The sequence below is a fragment of the Nonomuraea maritima genome, assembly GCF_900100395.1.
Lineage (GTDB): Bacteria > Actinomycetota > Actinomycetes > Streptosporangiales > Streptosporangiaceae > Nonomuraea > Nonomuraea maritima.
In genome coordinates this window covers 218925-235145 of record NZ_FNFB01000001.1, presented here as the reverse complement: position 1 = coordinate 235145, position 16221 = coordinate 218925, and the positions used below count along the sequence as shown (strand labels likewise).

Annotated in this window: 15 protein-coding genes; 9 read left to right on the top strand and 6 right to left on the bottom strand. The window is 69.3% G+C overall.

What is annotated here, in order from left to right; genetic code table 11:
- Window positions 1–123 precede the first annotated feature (123 nt).
- Complete coding sequence (locus BLR04_RS01215) at window positions 124–690, top strand: TetR/AcrR family transcriptional regulator (protein ID WP_090758639.1); 567 nt, start codon at window positions 124–126, stop codon at window positions 688–690.
- A gap of 55 nt (window positions 691–745) precedes the next feature.
- On the opposite strand, the gene BLR04_RS01210 is transcribed toward BLR04_RS01215, so the two are convergent.
- A complete protein-coding gene (locus BLR04_RS01210; protein ID WP_090759474.1) occupies window positions 746–1519 on the bottom strand; it encodes a fumarylacetoacetate hydrolase family protein in 774 nt (257 codons plus the stop codon).
- 323 nt (window positions 1520–1842) lie between these two features.
- Between BLR04_RS01210 and BLR04_RS01205 the strand changes: the two genes are divergently transcribed.
- The 4 genes from BLR04_RS01205 to BLR04_RS01190 all read left to right on the top strand — a co-directional run bounded on the left by BLR04_RS01205 (window position 1843) and on the right by BLR04_RS01190 (window position 6286).
- Window positions 1843–2868: an ABC transporter permease gene (locus tag BLR04_RS01205; protein WP_090758637.1), complete on the top strand. Its 1026-nt coding sequence runs from the start codon at window positions 1843–1845 to the stop codon at window positions 2866–2868.
- Window positions 2865–3740, top strand: a complete 876-nt coding sequence (locus BLR04_RS01200) for a carbohydrate ABC transporter permease (protein WP_245739946.1) — start codon at window positions 2865–2867, stop codon at window positions 3738–3740. The genes BLR04_RS01205 and BLR04_RS01200 overlap by 4 nt, the downstream gene beginning before the upstream one ends.
- A 45-nt stretch (window positions 3741–3785) precedes the next feature.
- Window positions 3786–5420 carry an ABC transporter substrate-binding protein gene (locus BLR04_RS01195; RefSeq protein ID WP_090758633.1) on the top strand — a complete coding sequence of 545 codons (1635 nt, stop codon included), beginning with the start codon at window positions 3786–3788 and terminating at the stop codon, window positions 5418–5420.
- A gap of 68 nt (window positions 5421–5488) precedes the next feature.
- On the top strand, window positions 5489–6286 hold the full coding sequence (locus tag BLR04_RS01190; protein ID WP_090758631.1) for a YesL family protein: 798 nt from the start codon (window positions 5489–5491) through the stop codon (window positions 6284–6286).
- 15 nt (window positions 6287–6301) lie between these two features.
- On the opposite strand, the gene BLR04_RS01185 is transcribed toward BLR04_RS01190, so the two are convergent.
- The gene (locus BLR04_RS01185) at window positions 6302–8320 is read right to left on the bottom strand and encodes an alpha-glucuronidase (RefSeq protein WP_090758629.1); all 2019 of its coding nucleotides are present in this window, start codon (window positions 8318–8320) and stop codon (window positions 6302–6304) included.
- Between the two features lie 34 nt (window positions 8321–8354).
- Complete coding sequence (locus BLR04_RS01180) at window positions 8355–9029, bottom strand: hypothetical protein (RefSeq protein ID WP_090758628.1); 675 nt, start codon at window positions 9027–9029, stop codon at window positions 8355–8357.
- Between the two features lie 330 nt (window positions 9030–9359).
- Here BLR04_RS01180 and BLR04_RS01175 point away from each other — a divergent pair, with 330 nt between their 5' ends.
- Complete coding sequence (locus tag BLR04_RS01175) at window positions 9360–10361, top strand: LacI family DNA-binding transcriptional regulator (protein ID WP_090758626.1); 1002 nt, start codon at window positions 9360–9362, stop codon at window positions 10359–10361.
- Window positions 10362–10369: 8 nt separating this feature from the next.
- Here BLR04_RS01175 and BLR04_RS01170 read toward each other — a convergent pair whose 3' ends face one another.
- Genes BLR04_RS01170 through BLR04_RS01160 form a run of 3 tightly spaced genes read right to left on the bottom strand, consistent with a single transcriptional unit; the run spans window position 10370 to window position 12446 of the window.
- Entirely contained in the window at window positions 10370–11641 is a 1272-nt protein-coding gene (locus BLR04_RS01170; protein WP_090758625.1) for a cytochrome P450, read from the bottom strand.
- A complete protein-coding gene (locus tag BLR04_RS01165) occupies window positions 11638–11832 on the bottom strand; it encodes a ferredoxin (RefSeq protein ID WP_090758624.1) in 195 nt (64 codons plus the stop codon). The genes BLR04_RS01170 and BLR04_RS01165 overlap by 4 nt, the downstream gene beginning before the upstream one ends.
- Window positions 11829–12446: a TetR/AcrR family transcriptional regulator gene (locus BLR04_RS01160; protein ID WP_090758622.1), complete on the bottom strand. Its 618-nt coding sequence runs from the start codon at window positions 12444–12446 to the stop codon at window positions 11829–11831. Before BLR04_RS01160 ends, BLR04_RS01165 begins: the two co-directional genes overlap by 4 nt.
- A gap of 263 nt (window positions 12447–12709) precedes the next feature.
- On the opposite strand from BLR04_RS01160, the gene BLR04_RS01155 reads away from it, so the two are divergent.
- The 3 genes from BLR04_RS01155 to BLR04_RS01145 all read left to right on the top strand — a co-directional run bounded on the left by BLR04_RS01155 (window position 12710) and on the right by BLR04_RS01145 (window position 16216).
- A complete protein-coding gene (locus tag BLR04_RS01155) occupies window positions 12710–13045 on the top strand; it encodes a hypothetical protein (RefSeq protein WP_090758620.1) in 336 nt (111 codons plus the stop codon).
- A 299-nt stretch (window positions 13046–13344) separates the two neighbouring features.
- Complete coding sequence (locus BLR04_RS01150) at window positions 13345–13941, top strand: hypothetical protein (protein WP_090758619.1); 597 nt, start codon at window positions 13345–13347, stop codon at window positions 13939–13941.
- A gap of 451 nt (window positions 13942–14392) precedes the next feature.
- Complete coding sequence (locus tag BLR04_RS01145; RefSeq protein WP_176902878.1) at window positions 14393–16216, top strand: serine/threonine-protein kinase; 1824 nt, start codon at window positions 14393–14395, stop codon at window positions 16214–16216.
- Window positions 16217–16221: the final 5 nt, after the last annotated feature.

Genomic DNA, 16221 nt, shown 5'->3' with positions numbered 1-16221 from the left:
AAATCATCAGAACATTCGCTTGTCGCCCGTGAACACCGCGTGACAAGAGAAAGAACGTTCGGTATAGGCATGAGGTGAACGACTTCCAGAAGAACGATCGGTCGGCGTGGATAGGATGCCGTGATGGCGACTGCACAGCGACCGGCGCCGCGCGACCACCTCCTCGCGACGGCGAGCCGGCTGTTCTACACCGAGGGCATCAACGGCGTCGGCGTGGATCGCATCGTGCGGGAGGCCGGGGTCACGCGTGCCACGCTCTACCGGCACTTCCCCGGCAAGGAGGCGCTCGTGGTCGCGTACCTCGAACGCGAGGACGAGCTGTTCCGGGCGCTGTGGAAGGACGAGCTGAGCCGGGCGGTGTCTCCCGACCACGCGCTGGAGCTGGCCATCGGCGGGATCGCCGAGGACGCCTACAGCGAGCACACGCGCGGGTGCCCGTTCACCAAGGCGGCCGGCGAGTCCCCCGACCCGGGGAGCGCGATCCGCCAGGTGGTCAGCCGGCACCGCGTCTGGTTCCAGGCCGAGATGCGGGCCCTGCTCACCGCGGCCGGTCGTGAGGACGTCGCCGCCAAGGCCGAGACGATCGCCATGCTGCGCGACGCCCTCCTGATCGGCTGCTTCCTCGACGACCCCGACGTCGCCCGCCGTACGTTCGTCCGGACCGCCCGGTCGGTGGCGGGCCTGCGCTGATGCCAGGCGCGAAAGAGGCCGTCCGGCCGTGAGCCGGACCGGACGGCGTCGGACCTCAGGCGCTCTCCGCCACCACCGGGTTGCTCAGCTCGCCGAGCCCCTCGACGGCCACCGTCATGGTGTCGCCGGGCTTGACCGGACGCACGCCCGGCGGCGTGCCCGTCATGATGATGTCGCCAGGCACCAGCGTGGTGAACGCCGAGATGTACGCGATCAGCTCGGGGATGCCGAAGATGAAGTCGCGGGTGCGGCCGTCCTGGCGCAGCTCGCCGTTGACCGCGCAGGTGACGCGGACGTCCGACGGGTCGAAGTCGGTGTCCACCCACGGGCCCAGCGGGCAGAAGGTGTCGAAGCCCTTGCCGCGCGTCCACTGCGGGTCGCTCTTCTGGATGTCGCGGGCCGTGACGTCGTTGCCGAGCGTGTAGCCGAAGACGAGGTCCATCGCGTCCTCAGGGGCCACCCGCCGGCCTCGGCGGCCGATCACGACGACCAGCTCGGCCTCGGGGTCGAGCCGGCCCGACAGGGCGGGGTGGACGACCTCGTCGCCGGGGCCGGCGATCGAGGACGGCGGCTTCAGGAAGATCAGCGGCTCCTTCGGCACCGGATTGCCGAACTCGGCCGCGTGGTCGGCGTAGTTGCGGCCCACGCACAGGATCGTGCTCGGTGTGACGGGGGCGAGCAGGCGTACCGAGCCTGAGTCGCCGACGGCCGCGCCGGGGGTCAGCCCGCCGTCGTACGGGTCGCCTTCGGCGGCGCGCACGGTGCCGTCGGGGTCGAGCACTCCCCATCGCGCGCCACCCTGGGGGGTCTCGTACCTGATGATGCGCATCATGCTCCTTGTCGGGTCCTTGAGGATCTTCAGCCCGAGCATGGCATGCGCTGGGAGGGGCCTCATCCCGCGGGTTGACGACCACCGGGTGTCGCCTTTTCCGTCGGACTGAATCAGAAACTTTCTAGAAAGTAAATGTCCCCTCCGTCCCTACGTCCTGCCGGGAAAACTCCCTTCAGTCCAGTGGCGATCCCCGAAGGGGGAGGTTTGCTGGGCTCTTGACACGTTTCAACATGCCCCCTATGTTTCCGCAAAATAAAACAGATTTTCTCGAAAGTTTCGGTGTCACTTCCGGTTCTCATGAGGCGGGGTGAAGGGACGGCATGAGCGGCCAGTTACCCATCGACAGGAGATCGACCTACGGCGAGACCGAACCGTGGCGAGACCCGCTGCAGCCCCCCGGCGACGTGATCGAGCCCGAGCCCACCCGCCCGACGAGTCGTCCCCGCGGCGCCTGGCGGCGCGCGCTGCGCCGCGACTGGCAGCTGTACTCGCTGGCGATCCTGCCGCTGCTGTTCTTCCTCGTCTTCCGGTACGCCCCGATGATCGGGAACGTCATCGCGTTCCGGAAGTTCGAGCCGGGCGGCAACCTCTTCGGCGAGGAATGGGTGGGGCTGCGCTATGTGCGCATGTTCCTCGACGACCCGAAATTCTGGGACGTCTTCACCAACACGCTGATCCTCGGCGGGCTGATCCTGCTGTTCTGCTTCCCGCTGCCCATTGTGCTGGCGCTGCTGTTCAACGAGGTCAGGAGCCGGAGGATGAAACGGTTCCTGCAGTCGGTGTCGTACCTGCCGCACTTCCTGTCGATCGTGGTCGTGGCCGGCATCGTCATGCAGTTCCTGTCCCTCGACGGGCCGGTCAACCAGATCCTGCGGATGGCGGGCGGCGAGCCCGTCGCCTTCATGCAGAGACCCGACTGGTTCCGCACGATCTACGTCTCCTCCGAGATCTGGCAGACGATCGGCTGGGGCACGATCCTCTACCTCGCCGCCCTGACCACCATCGACGAGCAGCTGTACGAGGCCGCCAGGATCGACGGCGCCGGCCGCTGGCGGCAGATCTGGCACGTGACCCTGCCCGGCATCCGGCCGACGGCGGTCACCCTGCTGATCCTCAACATCGGGACGTTCATGGCGGTGGGCTTCGAGAAGGTCCTGCTGCTGTACAACCCGCTCACCTATCCGACCGGCGACGTGATCTCCACCTACCTGTACCGGACGGGCGTCGAGTCGAGCAGCATGAGCTACGCCGCGGCCATCGGCCTGTTCGAGGCGCTGATCGGGCTCACCCTGATCCTCTCGGCGAACCTCATCTCCAAGCGCACAGTTGGGACGAGCCTGTGGTGACCCACCAGACGACCCGGGGCTACCGGGTGTTCCGGGTTCTCAACGCCGTCATCCTGACCGGCGTCGTCGTCGCGACGCTGTACCCGTTCCTCAACATCGTCGCCCAGTCGTTCAGCCACGAGCGCTACATCCTCGCGGGCGAGGTGAACCTCGTCCCGCGCGGGTTCAACCTGACGACGTACAAGATCATCGCCTCCGACCCGATGTTCTGGACGAACTACCGCAACACGGTGGTCTACACGGTCGTCGCCACGCTCGTCGCGATGGTGCTGACCACCTGTTACGCGTACGTGCTGTCGAAGCGGCATCTCAAGGGGCGCACGTTCCTCATCTGGGTCGCCGTCTTCACCATGTTCTTCAACGGCGGCCTGATCCCCAACTACGTGCTGGTCACCAGCATCGGGCTGAAGAACACCCTGTGGGCCATCGTCCTGCCCAACGCGATCAGCGTCTTCAACCTGCTGGTCATGAAGGCGTTCTTCGAGAACCTGCCCGACGAACTGGAGGAGGCCGCCGCCATCGACGGCCTGAACACCTACGGCATCCTGTGGCGGATCGTGCTGCCGCTGTCGAAGGCGGTGATCGCCACGATGGTGCTGTTCTACGCCGTCTCCTTCTGGAACTCGTGGTTCACGGCGTTCCTCTACATGAGCGATGCCGAGCTGTTCCCGGTGACCGTCTACCTGCGCAACCTCATCGCGGGAGCCACGGGGGCCGAGGGCGCCGGCGCCGCGCTCGGTGACGTCACGCAGGCGGCCTCCAACATCAAGTCGGTGACCATCGTGCTCACCGTCCTGCCGATCCTCGCCGTCTACCCGTTCGTCCAGCGGTACTTCGTCTCCGGCGTCATGCTCGGCGCGGTCAAGGGTTAGCGCTCCGACGCCTCCACCAGCGCAATCACCGGAAAGGAACCCCCCATGCGAGAGATCACGCGGCGCCAGGCCATCGGCCTCGGAGCGTTCACGCTCGTGCTCGCGGGCTGCGGCTCGGACGACACCCCGGCGCCCGGCCAGGCCGGCACCGCCAACCGGGCCGGGGCCATGGCGAACTACGCCGTCGGACAGCAGTTCAAGGCCACGGAGCCGGTGAACTTCTCCATCCTCTACAACAACCACTCGTTCTACCCGATCAAGAACGACTGGCTGTTCTGGCAGGAGCTCACCAAGCGCACCAACGTGACGCTCAACCCCACGGTCGTGCCGCTCAGCGACTACGAGAACAAGCGCGGCCTGCTCATCGGAGCCGGCGACGCCCCGCTCATCATCCCGAAGACGTACCACCCGCAGGAGGAGGCGTTCGTCGCCTCCGGCGCGATCCTGCCGGTCAGCGACTACCTCGACCTGTTGCCGAACTTCAAGGACAAGGCCGCCAAGTGGCGGCTCGAACCCGAGCTGAACACCCTGCGGCAGGCGGACGGGCGCTTCTACCTGTTGCCCGGCATCCACGAGAAGAGCTGGTCCGACTACACCTACGCGGTGCGCACCGACATCCTGGAGGAGCTCGGCCTCGAGGTGCCGAAGACGTACGACGACTTCTACGCGATGCTCAAGGCGATGAAGGAGAAGTACCCCGACCGCTACCCGATGACCGACCGGTGGGGCGTGCCGACGCCGGGTGGCAACCTGTTCAAGCTCGTCGCCCGCGCGTACGGCACCAAGGGCGGCTGGGACTACCAGCACGCGACCTGGGACGCCGCGGCAGGGAAATTCGTCTACACCGGGGCCATGCCGCAGTACCGGCAGATGATCGAGTACCTGCGCAAGCTGGTCGCGGAGAAGCTGCTCGACCCGGAGAGCTTCACCCAGCAGGACGACCCGGCCAAGCAGAAGTTCGTCAGCGGCAGGTCGTTCGTGATCAGCGGCAACGCCCAGGAACTGATCAACTCGTACCGGGGGCCGCTGACCGAGAACATCCCCGACGCCAAGGTCGCCAAGATCCCGGTGCCCACCGGCCCGATCGGTGAGTACAAGCACGACAGCCGCCTGGAGAACGGCATCATGATCTCCAAGGCGGCGCTGGAGAACAAGAACTTCGTCGCCATGATGCAGTTCATCGACTGGCTCTGGTACTCCGACGCCGGCCAGGAGTTCGCCAAGTGGGGCGTCGAGGGCACCACATTCACCAAGGACGCGAGCGGCGCGTACAAGCTGGCCGACGACGTCGACTACGTGGGGCTCAACGCCGGCGCGCCCAAGCACCTGCAGAAGGACTTCGGGTTCGGCAACGGCGTCTTCGCCTACGGCGGTCCCACCAAGCTGCTGCAGTCGACCTTCTCCGAGGAGGAGGTGGCCTACCAGGACGTCATGAACGCCAGGCAGGACTATCCGGTCGAGCCGCCGCACCCGTTCACCGAGGAGGAGCGGGAGCAGTCCACCCTCTGGGAGACGGCGCTGAAGGACCACGTCACCCAGAACACGCTGCGGTTCGTGCTCGGCGAGCGCGACATCAACGAGTGGGACGCCTACGTCAAGGAGCTCGAGGCCAAGAACAGCACGTCGTACATCACCCTCGTGAACACCGCCTACGAGCGGTTCAAGAAGGAGCACGGCTGACCGCATCCTCCGCCGGGCCGTCCGCGACGCGGACGCCCGGCGCCCCCACAGACCAGGAGGGACGCACCATGCACGACACGGCACGCGGCGGCGGACCGGGCGGGGTTCCGGGACGGTCATCAGGTGCGGCGCCGGGCGCAGGGCCGGGCGGGACGCCGGGGCGTGGCGGCGGGCCCGCGGAGGGCGCGGTGGTGGGGGAGCGGCGGTTCGGGACCGGGACGTTGTCGCGGGCCGCGGCGCTCGTCTACAGCCTGCTGGTCGTCGAGCTGCTGCTCCTGCTCACCACCGTCCCGGGCCTGGTGGGGCTCGTCCTGCTGAACCGTGACCCGTCCAACGTGCCGCTCGCCGCCGTCTGCCTGCTGCCCCTCGGTCCCGCGCTGTCGGCCGCCACGTACGCCCTGCACCGCAGGCAGCGCGAGCTCGCCGGGCTCAGCCCGGCGCGGCTGTTCTGGCGCGGTTACAGGACCAACGCGGCGGGCGTCATGAAGCTCTGGGCCCCGTGGCTGCTCGGGATGACCGTCATCGGCGTCAACCTGGGCAACTTCTCCGCCGCCGGGGTGCCGGGCTGGTGGGCGGCGCTGCTCGTCGTGATCGCGGTGGCCGCCACGCTGTGGGTGGTCAACGCCGTCGTGATCGCCTCGCTGTTCACGTTCCGCACCGTGGACGTGGCCCGGCTGGCGGCGTACGGCCTCGGCCGTTTCCCCGGGGCCACTCTGGCGAACCTCTGCCTGCTCGTCGTCGCGGGCGGCGTCGTCCTGACCGTCTCCGAGGCGGTGCTCGCCCTGCTGGCCTCGGTGTTCGCCGCGGCGTTCCGCTGGAACGCCCGCCCCATGATCGCCGAGGTCACGGAGAAGTTCACCGCCTGAGCCGGCCGGCGCCGCTCAGTGGAGGGGACGGCCATGGGCGTCGGGCACGCCCGACTTGCGGAAGAAGTAGGCGTTGACCTGGTCGCGCCACTCCCGCGCGCTGCGCACCTGCTCGTCGAGCAACTCCCGCACACGAGCGTGCAGCCCCACCGGCACGCCAGGCTCGCCCGTGATGTCGGCGGCGGCCGCCTTCTCCCACGTCGCGCGCATCGCCGCCGCCTCCTCCGCGCCCGAGAAGTGGGTGTCGTAGATGTGCTGGATCACCGTCGTCCCGTCGCTCAGCACGTGGCCGTACGGGACGTGGTGGAAGAACAGCAGCAGCTCGTCAGGGCACGTGTCGAGCGACTCGTACACCTCCGACCACGGCAGCGGGTACTGGCCGGTGAACCCGGTGCCGGTCGCGCGGGTGCGGTCGACGCCCACGCCGTCGCGGTCGGCGAAGTGGTACGTCCCCCACGGCGTGTACTCGTAGCCGTCCACGTCCGGGCCGTAGTGGTGGCCGGGACGGACCATGAAACCGACGCCGAGCGGCGCCGTGTACCGCTCGTAGGTACGCCAGGACCCGTCCATGATGTCGTGCAGCGCGCGCCGCAGCGGCCCGCCCGCGGCGGACGGGAAGGTGAGGCCGATCCACTCGTCGAGGACGGCGGCCGGGTCCAGCTCAGGCGCCCAGGCGAGCCGGCCGAACGCGTACAGGTTGGCCTGCGCCAGCGGGTGGCCCGTCCAGTAGGGGTCGTCGCCCACGTTCGACACCGCGACCAGGCCGCCGCCGGTGGCGACGTCGGCCACCGAACGCCCCTCCGGACCCCAGAGGCGGAACCCGAGCACCTCCCGCCACATCGGGGCCAGGTAGCAGACGTGCTTCTGCTGACCGGTGTACTCCTGCGTCACCTGCAGCTCCACCGCCAGCCGGGTCCGCGGCACGGCCGCGATGACCGGCGACACGGGCTCGCGCGGCTGGAAGTCGATCGGGCCGTACTTCACCTGCACGATCGCGTTGTCGCGGAACCGTCCGTCGAGCGGGGCGAAGTGGTCGTGCGCCGCCCTGGCGCGGTCGGTGGACCGGTCGCGCCAGTCCTGGCGGTGGTCGTAGACGAAGGCCCGCCAGTGCACGACCCCGCCGAACGGCGCGAGCGCGTCGGCGAGCACGTTGGCGCCGTCGGCGTGGTCACGCCCGTACGCGAACGGCCCCGGCCTGCCCTCCGAGTCGGCCTTGACGACGTAGCCGCCGAAGTCGGGAACCGTCGCGTAGACGCGCTCGGTCGTCCGCGCCCACCACGCCCGCACGCCGTCGTCCAGCGGGTCGGCGGTGCCCAGCCCGCCGAGCGTGACGGGGGAGGCGAAGCTGACCGACAGGTGCACGCGGACACCGTACGGACGCAGCTCGGCGGCGATCGCGGCCACCTCGCCGAGCCGGTCGGTCAGCAGGCGCTCCTCGGTGGCGTGCACGTTCACGTTGTTGACGGCGACGGCGTTGATCCCGCAGGCGGCCAGCAGCCGCCCGTACGTGCGCACCCGGGACAGGTCGGCGCGCGGCTCCCCGTCGCGCCAGAAGATCGACCCGCCCGCGTACCCGCGTTCGACCTGGCCCATCACGGGGTGCACGTCGACGTTGTCCCAGTGGTCGAGCATGCGCCGGGGCAGCGCGGGCCGGTGCGTCCCGGCGGGGAGGTCGGCCCCGAACGCCGCCTCGCCCCGCCGGACCACCTCGAACAGCCCGTACAGCAGCCCGGCCGGGCCGCCCGCCGTCACCGACGTGACGCCGTCGGCGCGGGCGAGCACGAACCCTTCCTCGCCGGCGTGCGGCGCCCCGCCCACGGTGAGGGCGAGGTCGTGGGGTTTTTCTGGGTCGGTGAGCAGGACGCCGCCGTGCAGCGCGCAGGCGTAGGCGACCTCCGCCCGCACGGTGTCGGCCAGGACGCCGTCGCCCCGCACGAGCGTGCGGCGCGAGCCGATCGCGCGGAACGCCTCCTGGGGCAGCCACGCCGGGTGGACGCCGTCCAGCTCGGGACCGGCCGGATGGGGAGTGCTCACGGGGCTCCTGCCAGGGTGGGTCGCCGTCCCGCGGTCATCCGGCGGTCGTGTCGGACCTCGCGGGCTGCCCCGGCACCTGATACGGCCACAACGTGCTCCGGGGCACGGCGGGCCGCGGGGTGACCTCCGTCATGGGCCGCCGGGTGCGCCCGGACCACGGATGCACCGCGCTGGGCGGCACGTACGCGCGGGGGACCGTCCGGCTCCTGGAGGGCGCGGCCGGGGCGACCGAGTCGGGGGGCAGGAAGGCGCCCTTCCGGTTCGGCAGCGCGCCCTGTCCGCGTACGGCGCCCGGGGTCGTCGGCGAGGCGGAGGGCGACGGGACGGCCGAGGTGCCGGCGGACGGCTCGTCCGGCACGTCCGGCGTCGGCAGGTCCGGCGCGGACGTGACCGGGGAGGAGGTCGGGCGCGCGTGCAGCGCGGCCTGCGGCCGCCGGACGGGGTCGGCGGCGGGGTCGTCCTCCGGGCCGGGCACCAGGGTGAGGGTGGGGGAGCCGCCCGGCAGCCCGATGAGGATGGCGGCGACGGCGAGCTGCATCACACCGGCCAGCACGGTGGCGATCCGCAACCCGCGCCCCCGGCGTCCGGCACCGTCGTCACCGGACGCGGGGGGCCCGGCGGGGCCGGTGTCGTTGAGGCCCCTGTGGTCGGGGCCCGTGGGGGTGGGGTCTGTGGGGGTGGGGCCCGTGGGGGTGGGGTTGGTCAGCACGGCCTACGCATCCCTGCCGATGCCATGCGCGCGGTCCTCCGGGGGTGGTCTCGGGGATGAACTTATCGATCTAGGCATGGATGACGACGATGGTCAAGTCCACGAACCCCGCAGTTCACGTACGCCGGGCCGTTCACGGGACCCGTGACCACCGGTGGCGAACCCTCAGGAAGCGGTTCATATCCCTACGCTATGATCCCCATTCGACACGCCGTGACCTGGAACGTTCCGTCACCTTGCGCGCCCGATCACCGCGCCGGTCACCCGCGCTGTCACCCACGCCTGCCACCCGCGCCGGCCCCCAGCGTCACGCACCGGACACGAGGAACGATGTCGAGCATCAAAGAGGTAGCCCAGCTCGCCGGAGTGTCCGTCGGCACCGTGAGCAACGTGCTCAACCGGCCCGAGGTGGTGGCACCCGAGACCCGCCGGCGGGTCCAGGAGGCGATCGCGCAGCTGGGATACGTCCGCAACGGCTCGGCCCGCCAGCTGCGCGCCGGCCGCAGCCGGACCATCGGCGTGGTCGCGCTCGACCTGGCCAACCCGTTCTTCATCGACGTCCTGCGCGGCGTCGAGGCCGCCGCCCTGGACGCCGACGTCACCGTCATGGTGGTCAACAGCAACAAGGACGCCGCCCGCGAGGCCGCGCTGCTGGAGACGTTCGAGGAGCAGCGTCCCCTCGGCGCCCTCATCACGCCGGTCAACGACAGCGCGGAGGAGGAGCGGCTCCGCAGGCTCGTCGCCCGCGGCATCCCGGTGGTGCTCTTCGACAGCTCAGCCCCGTACGCCCACGGCTGCTCGGTCGCCGTGGACGACGTGCTCGGCGGCCGGCTCGCCGGACAGCACCTGCGCGAGCGCGGCCACCGCCACATCGCCTTCGCCGGAGGGCCGTCCGGCGTGCGGCAGGTGCGCCAGCGGCACGAGGGACTCGCCTCCGTGCTGGAGCCCGGCGACACGCTGACCGTCATCACGCTGCCCGACCTGACCGTCGCCACCGGCCGCACCGCCGGCAAGGAGATCGCCGAACTGCCGCCGGGCGAACGTCCCACCGCGGTGTTCTGCGCGAACGACCTGGTCGCACTCGGGGTGCTGCAGGAGATGGCGCAGCGCGGCCTGCGCGTCCCTGACGACCTCGCGATCCTCGGCTACGACGACATCGGCTTCGCCGCGGCGGCCGCCGTACCGTTGTCGTCGGTACGGCAGCCCCGAGAACAGCTCGGGCACACGGCGGCGAAGCTCCTGCTCGACGAGGCCAACAACCCCGGCGAGCACGAGCACCGCCAGGTCATCTTCCAGCCCGACCTGGTCGAACGCGCCTCGACCCGCGCCTGAGGTCCGTCTCAGCCGATCCTGACCGGCAGGGAGCGCGGGCCGCGCACCTGCCCGGTGGACCACGTCACCGTCGCCGGGTCGACCAGGGAGAACCGGGGGATCCGCTCCATCCAGACCTCCAGCGCGACGCGCAGCTCCATGCGCGCCAGGTGCGAGCCGACGCAGCGGTGGATGCCCAGGCCGAAGGCGACGTGCCGGTTCACCTCGCGGTCGATGACGACCTCGTCCGGCCGCTCGAACTGCGACGGGTCACGGTTCGCCGCCGGGAACGACAGCAGCACCCAGTCGTCGGCGTTCATCTGCACGCCGTTCCACTGCATGTCCTCCTTGACCAGCCGCGCCATCGTGACCGGCGCGTACGCCCGCAGGAACTCCTCCATCGCGGTCGGCAGCAGCTGCGGCTCGGCGACCAGGCGCTCACGGTCGGCGGGCGTCTTCGCGAGGTGCCACAGCGACGCCCCGATGGCGCTCCACGTCGTGTCGATGCCCGCGATGAGCAGCAGCGCCATCGTGCCCGCGACGTGCGACGGCTCCAGCTTCTGGCCGAAGATCTCGGCCTCGATCAGGTACGTCGTCAGGTCGTCGCGCGGGTTGGCGACGTGGTCGTTGATCTGCACGAGCAGGTAGTCGAACAGCTCGTTCATGCCCGCCATGCGCTCCTCGGGCATCCGGTTGACGCCTTCGAGCGCGTTCTCGATGAACCGGCGGAACCGCGGCCCGTCCTCCGGCGGGAAGCCCAGCATGTCGGAGATGACCCGTACCGGGATGTGCTGGGCGTAGTCGCGGGCGATGTCGACCTCCTCACGCCCCTCCAGCGCGTCGATGAGCGCGTGGCAGTACGCCCGCGTCGCCTCCTCCCGCCTGGCCACCGCCGTCTTGGTGAACGCCGGCAGCAGCAGCTTGCGCGCGTGGTGGTGGAACGGCGGGTCGGAGGAGATGGGCGGCGAACCTCCGATCGGCGCGATGTCGCGCGGCGGGCGGAAGTTGCTCATGATGATCGCCCGCGAGGAGAACCGCTCGGTGTCGTACGCGACCGAGGCGACGTCGTCGTAGCGGGTGGGCAGCCACCCGCCGCCGAACCGGTCGGTGTGCGCGACCGGGCAGCGCCCCCGCAGGTCCTCGATGATCGGGTAGGGGTCGTTGGTCCACTCCGGTTCCATGTGCGAGAAGTCGGTCGCCCAGTCGGAGACCGGCCCGGTGACGATCTCGTTGCGGACGCCGGTCGGCTCCTCGTCCCCGGCGTCGCGTAATCCTCGGGTGAACCGGTCGTCGACAGTCATGCCAGCTCCTCGATCGCCTTCTCCGGACAGTTGACCATCGCCAGGTGCGCCGCCCGCTCCTGCTCCGGCGCCACGTGCCCGTCGCCGAGCACCACGCCGTACCCCTCGTCGTCCTCGCCGAACAGCTCGGGCGCCAGGGTGTAGCAGCGGCCGTGCCCGTGACAGCGTTCGGTGTTGATCTGAATCTTCAATCGACTGGCTCCCTAGGTGCGGTGGTGTCGGAGGGGGCGAGGGCGGCGGCGAACCTGGCCAGCAGCGCGGCCCACTCGTCCTCGTCCACCTCGTGCAGGCTCGGCGGCACGAGCGCGCTGCCCATCGCGAGCAGCAGGCAGAAGTGCGCGAGCGCCCGCGGTGACAGATCGGTGTCGAGCTCCCGGTCGTCCTGCCCGACGCGGACGAGGTCGGCGATCCAGTCGGCGTGCTCGCCCACGTAGTCGCGCATGGGCCGGGCCACGTCCTCGTCGCGGCGGGCCGCGACCAGCGCCTCCACGATGAGGTAGCCGCGGCTCTCGCGGGCGCGCGACAGCTGCCGCCCGGTGGCGAGGAGCACCTCGGTGGCCGAACGGTCGGGGTGGGCGGCGAGCATGTCGGCCAGCAGCCGTTGCCCGTGCGTGCGCAGCGCCGCCACCAGCAGCTCGGCCTTGGAACCGAAGTGCGCGTAGAGGGCGCCGTTGCTCACGCCCGCGGCGGCGGCGATGTCCGCCACCCGCGTGCCGTCGTACCCGCGCGCGGCGAAGGCGTCGGCGGCCGCGAGCAGCAACCGCTCACGCGTCTCGGCGGCGGTGACGCCGGCGATACGTCCCATGACTGAATTAAAAATTCGTTCATTTGCCCCGTCAAGCCCCGATTTCTCGCGGATTCGGTTGTCTGGCGGTCTTGAAGACGACAGTCCGTCACGGCAACTGGAACCCCTGCCAGCCGGTCGGAAGCGAGCGGTTGCTGCGCATCCAGCAGGACCTCCTGGGCCGACTACGCCGCCCACGCGATGGACCCATCGAACCCATCAAGGCGTTCTGAGACCTCTATGAACTGCTGTTCCGCCTGGCGATCTATCTCGGCACCCCGGAGATGCTCCCCGCCGACACCGACATCCACCTGTGGTGGACCTTCCACGAGTTCTGTCACCTGCGCGACCAACTCGCCCTCACCGCCGGACCCACCGCCCGCGAACGCTGCGGCGACCTGCTCTCCTACCAGCCCGGCCCGCTGCTCAGCGCTGCGGCGATGCTCATCATCGACGAACTCGGCTTCACCGGCAGCCTGCTGGAGGCGCTGCGCTACTTCATGGACCAGCGCCGCTACGACCCCTGGGCCGGCACCCTCTGGCACGAATACTGCGCCCACGACCACCCCACCGCAGTCACCAACCGGATCCTCAACCACCTCAAATTCAACAGCCTCTAGCGCGACCAGCTCAAACCGCTCCCTCTCTGGGAACCCGGTCAGCCTCACCACCTGCACCCCGCCGAGACCGTCGACGATCTGGACCTGCCCGAAGCCGCGCTGCTCCTGGCAGGCGAAGGCATGCACCCCTGGCAAACCCCCACAGCCGTCCGGGCATCCTTGAAGCGAGTACGGACATAATGATTGATCTTCAGCTCCGCGCGCCACCACCGCGCGGTGTCAAGATCCAGTAGGTCCCTTGAGCCTTCTCACCTGTTGGTCTTGGGGAACGCTCCTTTGCATAGAAAGGCCATCTAGTCGTGTTGGATGAGGCTGTTGCTCGTTACACCGACATGCGCGATCAGTTCGGTGAGGACATGGCCTACACGGTGACGATTCCCGACTCCGGCGTCCTCACCATCGACGACGCTGTGCGTCGCATGGGATACACCACTACCGACCTGCAGGACCCCGACGACCTGCCACACCCCAGCGGAAGCATCTCACTTCACCAGGTCGGTGCTGGTATCGTCACCCTGGATTGGGCCTTCCCCGTGCCCGAGCGCCGACAGGTGACTGACCAGCTGGGCGGCGAAGATTTCCGGCACTGGTACGTGGCCTTCGACATCAACGGTTACACCAGCATGCACCTCCGTTACGGACAAGCCGAAGGTGACCTTGAAGGTCCCGAGCCGGCCTCCGGACCTTTCACCCCCTGGACCGAGCTTCTCGGACCGTTGAATGCCTATGTCGGTCTCTTCACCAGGTGCTATGACAGCGAGGAGGCGGATGCGTCAGTGGACATCGTCGCAGCCTGCCTGGCCGTGGTCGAAGCGGAAAGCGGCGTTCGCCTGGATTGGGAGCTCATGAACAGTCCCGCCCCAATTCTGTCACTCCCGTATCCACAATACGCCTAGCACACACGGCACCCCACCGCAGAAAGCCTGGAGGTCGCCACCCCCTGATGCTGCCATGCTCCGGCATACCCGGCCTCGCCATCTGAAGGTCGCCTGATCCCTGCGCAGGCTAAGAAGACGATCTTCGGCCGACTACCATCAACTTCGATGACGCGAGCGCCATTATTTCGACGCCCATCGAAGTGACAGTGCCCAGGTCAGGAGCCGGTCCCACTGTCATCTTCGCTGCGTCCAGACATCGGTCGTTCGACGGCCTCTCGGAGCAGCGGAGCCGGCGCGAGGACATTCGGCTGATTCATGACGGGGACTACTCGCAGCCGAAAGGAGCTGAGATCATCGCCGTGGAGGCGAACCGGGGACAGGGCTGTCGCGACGCGCTGCGGCTGCGGTCTCCATGTGTGGGGGCCGCCTGTCCGTCGCGTCACGCCATCTTGTCCAGACAGAGGTGCCGGTGCCGAGTATTCGCCCGCTCTACCGAGGAGAGCCCGAGCAGATCGGTGGCTTCCGCCTGGTCGGCGCGCTGGGGGAAGGCGGCCAGGGCGTCGTCTATCTCGGGGAGTCCCCGTCCGGGGAACAGGTGGCCGTCAAGGTTCTTCATCCCACCCGTGACGCCTCCGTGCACAGGCGCTTCCTCAGGGAGGCGGAGATCGCGCGCCGCGTCGCTCCGTTCTGCACCGCCAGGGTCTTGAGCGTGGGGCTGGCCGGCGATCGGCCTTTCATCGTCAGTGAATACATCTCCGGGGTCTCCCTCCATGACCTTGTCGTGAGCGACGGTCCCCGGCGGGGCAGCGGGTTGGAACGCCTGGCGGTCATCACCTTGACCGCGTTGGAGGCGATCCATCGAGCCGGGATCGTCCACCGCGACTTCAAGCCGGGCAACGTGATGCTCGGTCCGGAAGGACCCGTGGTCATCGACTTCGGCATCGCGAAGACGGACGACCACCACACGACCCGGTCAGGAGCGATCGGAACCCCGGCCTACATGGCACCGGAGCACATCGAGCACAACACCGTCAGTCCGGCTTCCGACATCTTCGGCTGGGCTTGCACGATGGTTTTCGCCGCGACCGGCAGACTGGCCTTTCCCGGTACCACGGTCCCTGCCGTGATCAACGCGGTCCTCACCCGCGAGCCCGACCTCTCCGGGGTGCCCGGTCACCTCTCACCGCTGCTTTCCGCCTGTCTCAGCAAGGATCCCGCAGCGCGACCGGCCACAGCCGACGCTCTTGCACGTCTGACGGGCCGTCAGCCCTTTCCGCCGACGAAGCCACTGACGCGGGCAGCGTCCACCGTGCCTGATCCGTCCCTGACGGCGCGGGCGGCATCCGCCTATCAGGATCGGTCACTGACGGGGCACGCGGATGCCGTCAACGCGGTGGCACCTGGAGAGCTGCGGGGAAGGGCGGTAGCGGTATCCGGTAGTTCGGACGGCACGTTACGCGTATGGGATCTCTTGACCGGCACGCAGGTCGGAAGGCCCTTCGTCGGCCACAAGGACTCGGTCGAGGCGGTGGCGATCGGCGAACTCGGCGACGGCACTTCCATAGTGGTCTCGGGCGGCTTCGACGGGACCGCCCGGGTGTGGGACCTGGCCACCGGTGCACCGATGGGAAAGCCGTTCGCCGCCCACACCAGCTTCGTCTGGGACGTGGCCATAGGCGCGCTCGGAAACAGGACCGTTGCTCTGTCGGCGGGAGCGGACATGACGCTCCGCCTGTGGGATCCCGAGACCGGCGCACAGATCGGCGAACCACTTGTCGGTCACGCCGGCCCGGTGAACGCGGTGACCGTAGGGTGGCTCGATGGCAAGGTCGTGGCGCTTTCCGGAGGCGCGGACAACCAGGTGCGCATCTGGGACGTGATGACGGGCCGACCGGTCGCCTGGCCGCTTCCCGGCCACACCAAAGCCGTCAGGTCGGTCACGTTCGGCCATGTGGGCGACAGGCCCGTCCTGTTGTCCGGCAGCGCGGACGGTACGGTCAGGGTCTGGGACCTGGCCCAGGCAGGGCTGATCGGATCCCTGGTGGGGCATGCCAGGGGCGTGACCTCCGTCGCCACCGGCACGCTGGGCGAGAAGGACATCGCGGTCACGGGCAGCGAGGACAACACGATCGGAGTCTGGGACCTCGCCACCGGCCTGCCACTGGGCCGGCCGCTCACCGGTCACACCGGCGCTGTCTGTGACGTGGCGCTCCACCGGGTGGAGGGACGAGCCGTCGTGCTGTCGGCGAGCAGAGACGGCACGGTCGGCCTGCGCAACCTGCTCCTCCCATAGACGGA

Excerpts from the sequence above, each read along its gene's own strand:
- BLR04_RS01175 (WP_090758626.1), top strand. The coding sequence starts at position 9,360 with ATGTCGAGCATCAAAGAGGTAGCCCAGCTCGCCGGAGTGTCCGTCGGC.
- BLR04_RS01160 (WP_090758622.1), bottom strand. The coding sequence starts at position 12,446 with ATGGGACGTATCGCCGGCGTCACCGCCGCCGAGACGCGTGAGCGGTTG.
- BLR04_RS01155 (WP_090758620.1), top strand. The coding sequence starts at position 12,710 with ATGCTCCCCGCCGACACCGACATCCACCTGTGGTGGACCTTCCACGAG.
- BLR04_RS01190 (WP_090758631.1), top strand. The coding sequence starts at position 5,489 with ATGCACGACACGGCACGCGGCGGCGGACCGGGCGGGGTTCCGGGACGG.
- BLR04_RS01205 (WP_090758637.1), top strand. The coding sequence starts at position 1,843 with ATGAGCGGCCAGTTACCCATCGACAGGAGATCGACCTACGGCGAGACC.
- BLR04_RS01170 (WP_090758625.1), bottom strand. The coding sequence starts at position 11,641 with ATGACTGTCGACGACCGGTTCACCCGAGGATTACGCGACGCCGGGGAC.
- BLR04_RS01210 (WP_090759474.1), bottom strand. The coding sequence starts at position 1,519 with ATGCGCATCATCAGGTACGAGACCCCCCAGGGTGGCGCGCGATGGGGA.
- BLR04_RS01195 (WP_090758633.1), top strand. The coding sequence starts at position 3,786 with ATGCGAGAGATCACGCGGCGCCAGGCCATCGGCCTCGGAGCGTTCACG.
- BLR04_RS01215 (WP_090758639.1), top strand. The coding sequence starts at position 124 with ATGGCGACTGCACAGCGACCGGCGCCGCGCGACCACCTCCTCGCGACG.